The organism is Isoptericola sp. NPDC060257 (assembly GCF_042726645.1).
In the GTDB taxonomy this organism is placed as follows: domain Bacteria; phylum Actinomycetota; class Actinomycetes; order Actinomycetales; family Cellulomonadaceae; genus Isoptericola; species Isoptericola nanjingensis.
Genome location: NZ_JBHXAW010000216.1, coordinates 1 through 7,845, shown reverse-complemented (window position 1 = coordinate 7,845; position 7,845 = coordinate 1). Strand labels below are relative to the sequence as shown.

The following is a 7,845-nucleotide window of genomic DNA, read 5'->3' as shown; positions in this document are numbered from 1 at the left end:
CACTCCTCCTCCTGCTGGTGCACGACGTCCGCCAGCACCACGGCCTCCGTCGTGCCGCCCTGCGAGCGCCGCGACGCCGCGAGCAGGTCGTCCACGACGGTCACCAGCCGCTCCACCTGCTCGAGCGAGATGCGGGCCTCCTCGACGACCTCGGGGTCGTCGGAGGCGAGCGTGATCTCCTCGAGCCGCATCGTCAGCGCCGTCAGCGGCGTGCGCAGCTGGTGCGACGCGTCCTGGGTGAACTGCCGTTCCGCCGCGAGACGTCCCGCGAGCCGGTCGGCGGACCGCGCCAGCTCCGCCGCGACGAGGTCGATCTCCTCGACCCCCGACGGCTCGAGGCGCGGGCGCACCTGGCCCGATCCCAGCTGCTCCGCGGACGCCGCGAGGTAGACCAGGGGCGCGGACAGCCGGTTCGCCTGCCACACCGCCACCGCGATGCCGGCCGCGATCGCGACGATGCCCGCGATGATGACCAGCACCACCGTCTGCGCGGACTTCACGTAGGCGCCGATGGCCGACACCGTCATCGACACGCCGACGTTCTTGTCGGTGAGCTTCGCCTTGTCGATCGTCGGCGGGGAGACGGGCTCGCCCGCCGTCAGCTGGGTACCGTCCGGCAGCGTGACGACGACGTACGCCGGCAGGTCGCCCTCGCTGCCCTCGGCCGCGCGCTGCACCGTCGACTCCTCGACGACGTCGCCCCGGTCGAGGCTGTTGTCGACGCTGCGGGCGAGCGTGTCCACCCGGTTGGTGACGCGCTGCTCCTCGGTGGCCAGGACGTACCGGGCACCGAAGATGCCGAGCGGGACGCCGAGCAGGAGCACGGCGACGGCGACCGCGGAGATGGTCGCCAGCAGGACGCGGCGACGCACGAGGTCAGCCCAGTCCCGTCGGCGTCAGCTCGCGCCGAGCTCGAAGCGGAACCCGAGCCCTCGCACGGTGGAGACGTAGCGCGGGGCGTTGGCGTCGTCGCCGAGCTTGCGGCGCAGCCACGACACGTGCATGTCGAGCGTCTTGGTGGAGCCGACCGGGTCGGAGCCCCAGACGTCGCGCATGAGGGTGTCGCGCACCACGACCGACCCGGCGTTCGCGACCAGCACCTTGAGCAGGTCGAACTCCTTGGTGGTCAGGTGCAGCTCGCGGTCGCCCTGGAACGCGCGGTGCGCGGAGACGTCGACGCGCACGTCCTGCGCGCGCAGCTCCTCGTCCTCGCCGGTCTCGCCGTGCGTGCGGCGCAGCAGCGCCCGGACGCGGGCGAGCAGCTCCGCGAGGCGGAACGGCTTCGTCACGTAGTCGTCGGCGCCCGCGTCGAGCCCGACGACCAGGTCCACCTCGTCCGCGCGCGCCGTGAGCACCAGCACCGGCACGGTCAGCCCGGAGCCGCGGATCTCCCGTGCCACGTCCAGGCCGTCCATGTCAGGAAGGCCCAGGTCGAGGACGACGATGTCCGCGCTCCCGGCGTTGTCGACGGCTCCTTGACCAGTTCCTTGCACGATGACGTCGTAACCCTCACGCGTGAGAGCCCGCGCCAAAGGCTCGGCAATAGCCGGGTCGTCCTCGGCCAGCAGTACGTGGGTCATTCCCTCATGCTAGCGGCAACGTCGCTGGTCCTGGACCCCTCCCCACGCCGCGTCGGCGCCAGCCGGGTGTGACATGGAGATGACGCGCCGGCACGTCGCCGTCCGCGACGGCGGCAGCCGCCCCCGTCGTCGTGCGGTGGGTCCTGTCCCCCTGCGGGACGACGCGTCGCTCCGCCCGTCCGCCCCCGGGCGGACGCGCCCGCTCCCCGCTCCCGCCTACCCTGGCGGACATGAGCTGGATCGAGAGGATGGGGCGCTGGTTCGAGGCGCACCGCTTCGGCGTCGACCTGACGACGACCGTGCTGCTCGCCGCGCTCATGCTGACCTCGGCCACCGACCTCTACTCGACCGAGCCGTACCTCGATCGCGGCGGCTCGATCGCCTGGACCGTCGCCATGTTGGCGCCCCTGCCGTGGCGGCGCACCCGCGCCGTGCCGTCCGCGATCGCGGTCTTCGCCGTCGCACTCGCCCACATGCTCGCCGGCTACCCGATGATCATGCCGGGGGACCTGCTGATCCTCGTGTCGTTGTTCTCCGTGACGGTCTACGGCCCCACGTGGGCGCACGTCACCGCGATCTGCTCCACGGCCCTCGGGACCGTCGTCGTGCTGCCGATCGCGGTCGGGGTCCGCTCGGGCGGGGGCGCCTCCGCCGTGCTCGAGATGGTCCCGGTCGGCATCTTCTGCCTGGTCACCGGCCTCGCCGTCTGGGCGTTCGCCCTCGTGCGACGGTCCCGCCGCGTCACCATGGACGCCCTGCGCGACCGCGCGCACCGCCTCGAGATCGAGCGCGACCAGCAGGCCCGGATCAGCGCCGCCGCCGAGCGCGCCCGCATCGCCCGCGAGATGCACGACATCGTGGCGCACTCCCTGTCCATCGTCGTCGCGCAGGCCGACGGCGGCCGGTACGCCGCGGCGTCCGACCCCGAGGCCGCCGTGCGCGCGCTGGGCACCATCAGCGAGACCGGGCGCACCGCGCTCACCGACATGCGGCGCCTGCTCGGCGTGCTGCGCTCGCAGGACGACGAGGACGCGGCTCGCGTCGAGGCGCCCCCCGGTCCCGCGTCGCCGCGCGCGCTCACCACGGGCCCGGGCGGCGCCCCGCGGCCGGCGTCCGTCGTCGCCGACGAGCCCCGCCAGGCGCGCCCCGCGCCGCAGCCCGGCGTCGAGGAGATCGAGGACCTCGTCGCGCAGGCGCGGGACGGGGGCCAGCGCGTGTCGCTGGTGCGCGTCGGCGAGCCCCGCACCCTGCCCGCCGGCATGGGCCTCACGCTGTACCGCGTGTGCCAGGAGTCGCTGACCAACGTGCGCAAGCACGCCGGCCCCGACCCGGCCGTGACCGTCGCGGTGCGCTGGACGCCCTCGACCGTCGAGCTCGAGGTGCTCGACGACGGCCGGGGCGCCGCCGCCACCGCGGACGACCCCGGGTTCGGGCTGCGCGGGATGCGCGAGCGGGCCAACCTGTACGGCGGCACGCTCGAGACCGGTCCCCGCCGAGGCGGCGGGTTCCGCGTCCACCTCGAGCTACCCCTGCCCGGGGCGCCCGTGACCGCCCCGCCCGCGCCGACGACCCCGTCGGCGACCACCGCCCAGGAGGACGCATGACCCCGCCCGCCGACGACGTCGCGCCGCCCGCCCCCGGACCCGCCCGGAGCGGCGTCGTGCGCGTCGCGCTCGTCGACGACCAGCAGCTCGTGCGCGCGGGCTTCCGCATGGTGATCGACTCCCAGCCGGACCTGGAGGTGGCGCTCGAGGCCGGGGACGGCGCGCAGGCGCTGCGGCTGCTCGCCGACCACCGCGTCGACGTCGTGCTCATGGACGTGCGCATGCCGCACCTGGACGGGCTCACCGCCACCGCGCGACTCACCGCCGCGCCCGACGCGCCGCGCGTCATCGTGCTCACCACGTTCGACCTGGACGAGTACGTCCTCGAGGCCATCCGGTCCGGGGCCTCGGGGTTCCTGCTCAAGGACGCCCCGCCCGAGGAGATGCTCGCCGCCATCCGCACCGTGCACGCCGGGGACGCCGTCATCGCACCGTCCTCCACCCGACGCCTGCTGGAGCACCTGGTCACCGCGCTGCCCGCGGACCAGGCGGCACCCCAGCACGACGCGCTGGCCGGCCTCACCGACCGGGAGCGCGAGGTGCTGGTGCTCATGGCCCGCGGCCGGTCCAACACCGAGATCGCGGCCGACCTGTTCGTCGCCGAGGCCACCGTGAAGACGCATGTCGGGCGCATCCTCGCCAAGCTCGACGCCCGCGACCGCGTCCAGGCCGTCGTGACCGCCTACGAGACCGGCCTGGTCCGCCCCGGCTCCTGACCTCGACCCCGACCTGTCAGGGCCACGCGCGGGTTCCCATGGGCCTGGCCCTGACAGGTGGCGGGCGCCGCCGGGTTGTCAGGGCCACGCGGATGTTCTGGTGCTCCTGGCCCTGACGATCACCGGCCGAGGTGGCGGCGCACGGTGGCGGCGTCGGTTCCGGGCTCGGCGTCGCTGTGGATGCCACGACATGAGCACGACCTGTGGACGGCGTCGGTACCGCGACTTGTCAGGGCCACGACCGCAAGAACCTGCTCCCGGTCCTGACCACCCCGGTAGTCCGGCGAGGGTGCAGGTCAGGGGCGGTTCAGGGTGCGGGTCAGGGTCGGTGTCATACCTGGGGATGACCTGGGAGCACGCGAGGACCCACCCTCGGGCCGATGTCGGCGGCGCGGCCGCTCCGTAGCGTCGGTGATGTCCTGGTCGGAGGCTCCGCGGAGCGTCCCGGCCACCACCCCGAGACACCGGAGAGCTTCCGTGGACACGACCGTGTACGTCCCGATCCCCGACGAGGGCACCGCCGCCCGACCGACCGTCACCCCGGCGGTGCGGGCCCGCGCCCTGACCAAGACGTACGGCCGCGGCGAGGCGCAGGTGCGCGCGCTGGACGGCGTCGACGTCGACTTCACGGCCGGCCGCTTCACGGCGATCATGGGGCCGTCGGGCTCCGGCAAGTCGACCCTCATGCACCTGCTCGCCGGCCTGGACTCGGCCACGAGCGGGCAGTCGTTCATCGGCTCCACCGAGGTGACCGGCCTGAACGACAAGGCCCTCACCGCGCTGCGCCGCACCCGCGTGGGTTTCGTGTTCCAGCAGTTCAACCTGTTGCCCATGTTCACGGCGGAGCAGAACATCACCCTGCCGGTCGAGCTGGCGGGCGGCACGGTCGACAAGCAGTGGCTCGGCACCCTCGTCGACACGCTCGGCCTGAGCAAGCGGCTCACGCACCGCCCGAGCGAGCTGTCCGGCGGCCAGCAGCAGCGCGTCGCCATCGCGCGCGCCCTCATCGCCCAGCCCGACGTCGTGTTCGCGGACGAGCCCACCGGCAACCTCGACTCCCGCTCCGGCGCGGAAGTGCTGAGCTTCCTGCGCCGCTCGGTGCGCGAGCTCGGCCGCACGATCATCATGGTCACCCACGACCCGGCGGCCGCCGCCTACGCGGACCGCGTCGTCCTCATCGCCGACGGCAAGATCGCGGGCGACATCACGGACCCGACGCCGGAGTCCGCGCTCGCCGGCCTCGACGCGCTGCGGACGGTGGCCTCGCGATGATCCGCCTCACCCTGTCGCAGATGCGGCGCAGCGCCGGCCGGCTCGCCGCCGCGGGCGTCGCGATCGTCATCGGCACCGCGTTCGTCGCGATCACCCTCCTCGCGGGCAACGTCATCACCCGCACCACCTACGACTCGATCGCCGCCCAGTTCACGGGCGCCGACCTCGTGGTCCGCGGCGTCCCCGCCGACGACGCCGCCCTCGACGCGGTGCGCGGCACCGCCGGCGTGGCCACGGCCGACCCCCAGCTCATGACGTACCAGCAGCTCGAGGCCGGCGGTCGCACCATCTACCAGGGGGTGCTGGCCGAGCCCACGGACACGAGCGTGCTGCCGCTCGAGGTCGCCGACGGCTCCCTCCCCGAGGCGTCGGGCGAGATCGCGCTGCCGGTCGACGTCGCCGAGCGTCTCGAAGCCGCCCCGGGCGACACGATCACCCTCGTGCGCAACGTCCTCGAGGGCGACCAGAGCTCCGAGGAGGACGCCTGGACCGAGGTCCGCGAGCAGCTCACCGTGTCGGGCACGCTCACCGACCCGTACGGCGCCTACTCGATGCAGGGCGGCGCGGCCGTCGCCCCGGCGGCGGACGTCGCCGGTTGGGAGAAGGACCTCACCGCCCCCGGCGAGGAGACGGTCGCACCGACGACCATGCTCGTCACCCTCGACGACCCGGCCGACGTCGAGCAGGCCCGCACGGCGATCACCGGCGCGCTCACCAACGGCGCCGCGGCGTCGGGCGCCGACACCGCCGACCTCAAGGTCGTGACGCCCGAGGAGCACGCCGAGGCCGTCGCCAGCGAGATGACCGGTGGCGAGAACGTCATGTTCACGCTGTTCGTGCTGGTCTTCGCCGCCGTGGCGCTGCTGGTCGCCGCGCTCGTCATCGCGAACACCTTCCAGGTGCTGGTCGCCCAGCGCACCCGCACGCTCGCCCTGCTGCGGTGCGTCGGCGCGGACAAGGGCCAGCTGCGCCGGTCGGTGCTGTTCGAGGCGGCCGTGCTGGGCCTGCTGTCCTCAGCGGTCGGTCTGGTGGCCGGCGTCGGGCTGGGGCAGGCCGCGCTCACGATCGGCCGCGGCATGGACCTGGGGGTCCCGCTGCCGGCGACGGTCACGATCACCCCCGCCGTCGTCCTCATCCCGCTGGCGGTGGGCACCCTCGTGACGCTGGTCGCGGCGCTCTCCCCCGCCCGGGCCGCGACGCGCGTCGCGCCGCTCGAGGCCCTGCGTCCCGCCGACGCGCCGTCGGCAGCCCGCGGCGCTGGCCGGGTGCGCCTGGTGCTCTCGATCCTCGTCTCCGTGATCGGCTTCGCCCTGCTGGGCGGCGGGGTCGCGATGAGCACCGTCGGCGAGGAGCCCACCACGGGGCTCCTGCTCGGTGTCGCGGGCGGCGCCCTGTCGTTCGTCGGCGTCCTGGTGGGCTCGGTGTTCTGGCTGCCCCGCGTGGTGGCGCTCGCCGGGCGCCTCGTCGGGGCGTCCGGCCCGACGGCGCGGCTCGCGGCCGCGAACACGTTGCGCAACCCGCGCCGCACCGCCGCCACGTCCACCGCGCTGCTCATCGGCGTCACGCTCGTCGGCATGATGTCGACCGGCGCCGCGAGCGCCCGGGTGACCATGGACGCCGAGCTCGACTCCCGCTACCCCGTGGACGTCACCGTCTCGACCGACCTGTCGAGCGACCCGACGAGCGTCGCCGCCGGGGACGCCGTCGTGACGCCCGTCCCGTCGGCGCTCGCCGGCACCGTGAGCGACGTCTCCGGGGTCTCCCGCGTCGTCGAGGCGCGGGCCACGGCCGCCACGGTCACCGGCGACGGGGTGGACGAGGGCTTCGCCGTCACCGTCCGGGGCGTGACCCCGGACGACGCGGCGTCGGTGCTGCGGAGCACCGAGATGGTCGAGCCGCTCGCGGCGGGCACCGTCGTCGTGCCGGAGGAGGTCTCCGAGAACTGGCACATCACCGACGGCCAGGTCCTCACCCTGACCGGCCCGGACGGCTCCCTCGACCTGAAGGCCGCGGTCACCGACCTCGCGGACACCGGGGTGCTCGTGGTGCCGGACGACCTGTCCTCCCTCGACCCCGACGCCCCGGTGACCAGCCTGTGGGTGGGGCTCGACGACCCGTCCGACGCCGCCTCCGTGGTGCCGTCGATCCAGGACGCGGTCGCCGACACGGAGGCCCCCGCCGACGTCATGGGCGCGGCGGTGGAGCGTGCCGGCTTCCAGCAGGTGATCGACACCGCGCTGGGGATCGTCGTCGGTCTCCTGGCGGCGGCGGTCGTGATCGCCCTCATCGGCGTGGCGAACACGCTGTCGCTGTCGGTCATCGAGCGGCGCCGGGAGTCCGCCACCCTGCGGGCGATCGGGCTGTCGAAGGGCCAGCTGCGCGGCATGCTCGCGGTGGAGGGCCTGCTCATCGCGCTGGTGGGCGCCGTCCTGGGCGTGCTGCTCGGGCTGGTCTACGGCTGGGCCGGCGCCGCCGCGGCGCTCGGCTGGGCGGGCACCCCCGTCATCGTGGTCCCGTGGCGCGACGTCCTCCTGATGCTGCTCGTCGCCGCCGTGGCCGGGCTGGTGGCGTCCGTCGCCCCCGCCCGCACCGCGGTGAAGACCTCCCCCGTGGAGGCGCTGGCGAGCGAGTAGCGGGAGTTGTCCACAGGCCGTCCGCGACGGCCTTCCCGGG

At 74.5% G+C, this 7,845-nt stretch carries 6 protein-coding genes; 4 read left to right on the top strand and 2 right to left on the bottom strand.

The genetic code is table 11. The annotated features are described in order from the left end of the window. A partial coding sequence (locus ACFWEK_RS16045) for a histidine kinase dimerization/phospho-acceptor domain-containing protein (protein WP_430554670.1) occupies nucleotides 1-872 on the bottom strand: 872 nt, incomplete at its 3' end. A 24-nt stretch (nucleotides 873-896) separates the two neighbouring features. Next, a complete protein-coding gene (locus ACFWEK_RS16040) occupies nucleotides 897-1,580 on the bottom strand; it encodes a response regulator transcription factor (protein ID WP_430546746.1) in 684 nt (227 codons plus the stop codon). Between the two features lie 230 nt (nucleotides 1,581-1,810). Between ACFWEK_RS16040 and ACFWEK_RS16035 the strand changes: the two genes are divergently transcribed. From ACFWEK_RS16035 to ACFWEK_RS16020, 4 genes are all read left to right on the top strand, one after another. Further along, entirely contained in the window at nucleotides 1,811-3,184 is a 1,374-nt protein-coding gene (locus ACFWEK_RS16035; protein ID WP_430554669.1) for a sensor histidine kinase, read from the top strand. Further along, nucleotides 3,181-3,900 carry a response regulator gene (locus tag ACFWEK_RS16030; RefSeq protein WP_430546748.1) on the top strand — a complete coding sequence of 240 codons (720 nt, stop codon included), beginning with the start codon at nucleotides 3,181-3,183 and terminating at the stop codon, nucleotides 3,898-3,900. Before ACFWEK_RS16035 ends, ACFWEK_RS16030 begins: the two co-directional genes overlap by 4 nt. A gap of 477 nt (nucleotides 3,901-4,377) precedes the next feature. Next, nucleotides 4,378-5,172: an ABC transporter ATP-binding protein gene (locus ACFWEK_RS16025; RefSeq protein ID WP_430546749.1), complete on the top strand. Its 795-nt coding sequence runs from the start codon at nucleotides 4,378-4,380 to the stop codon at nucleotides 5,170-5,172. Then, nucleotides 5,169-7,805 carry an ABC transporter permease gene (locus tag ACFWEK_RS16020; protein ID WP_430554668.1) on the top strand — a complete coding sequence of 879 codons (2,637 nt, stop codon included), beginning with the start codon at nucleotides 5,169-5,171 and terminating at the stop codon, nucleotides 7,803-7,805. The genes ACFWEK_RS16025 and ACFWEK_RS16020 overlap by 4 nt, the downstream gene beginning before the upstream one ends. The last annotated feature ends 40 nt before the right edge of the window (nucleotides 7,806-7,845 follow it).

Bases quoted from the DNA above. Each gene is read 5' to 3' on its own strand.
- ACFWEK_RS16040 (WP_430546746.1), bottom strand. From the start codon at position 1,580: ATGACCCACGTACTGCTGGCCGAGGACGACCCGGCTATTGCCGAGCCT.
- ACFWEK_RS16035 (WP_430554669.1), top strand. From the start codon at position 1,811: ATGAGCTGGATCGAGAGGATGGGGCGCTGGTTCGAGGCGCACCGCTTC.
- ACFWEK_RS16030 (WP_430546748.1), top strand. From the start codon at position 3,181: ATGACCCCGCCCGCCGACGACGTCGCGCCGCCCGCCCCCGGACCCGCC.
- ACFWEK_RS16020 (WP_430554668.1), top strand. From the start codon at position 5,169: ATGATCCGCCTCACCCTGTCGCAGATGCGGCGCAGCGCCGGCCGGCTC.